The organism is Wolbachia endosymbiont of Drosophila incompta (assembly GCF_001758565.1).
Taxonomy (GTDB): Bacteria; Pseudomonadota; Alphaproteobacteria; order Rickettsiales; family Anaplasmataceae; genus Wolbachia; species Wolbachia pipientis.
The window spans coordinates 477,067-477,413 of the sequence record NZ_CP011148.1; the positions used below are offsets into that span (position 1 = coordinate 477,067).

1 protein-coding gene is annotated in these 347 nt (G+C 36.9%); it reads right to left on the bottom strand.

Features of this window, described 5'->3' with window-relative positions; genetic code table 11:
- Window positions 1-347: Mur ligase family protein (locus WG67_RS08315; protein ID WP_458694988.1), on the bottom strand; the 347-nt coding region annotated here is incomplete at both ends.

Sequence of the window (347 nt, forward strand, 5' to 3'; positions counted from 1 at the left end):
TGGGAAAATGCATTTTTGATATTATCAAATGTGCCGTAATAATCTATGTGGTCATTGTTGATACTTGTTATGACAGCAATCTTTGCAGGGATTTTTAGCATAGTTCCATCAGACTCATCAGCCTCGATCAGAAAAGTGTCACTCCCTCCAAGTTTGAAGTTGCTCTTATAGGAATTTAATATCCCTCCTACAGTTACAGTCGCATCAATGCCAGAATGATCAAAAATGGAAGCAATCATAGCGGTTGTTGTTGTCTTTCCGCTTGAACCTGAAACCGCTATCACATATTTACCTTTCATAATTTCAGCAAGTATGTCTGATCTATGCAAAACGGTTTTATTGTTATT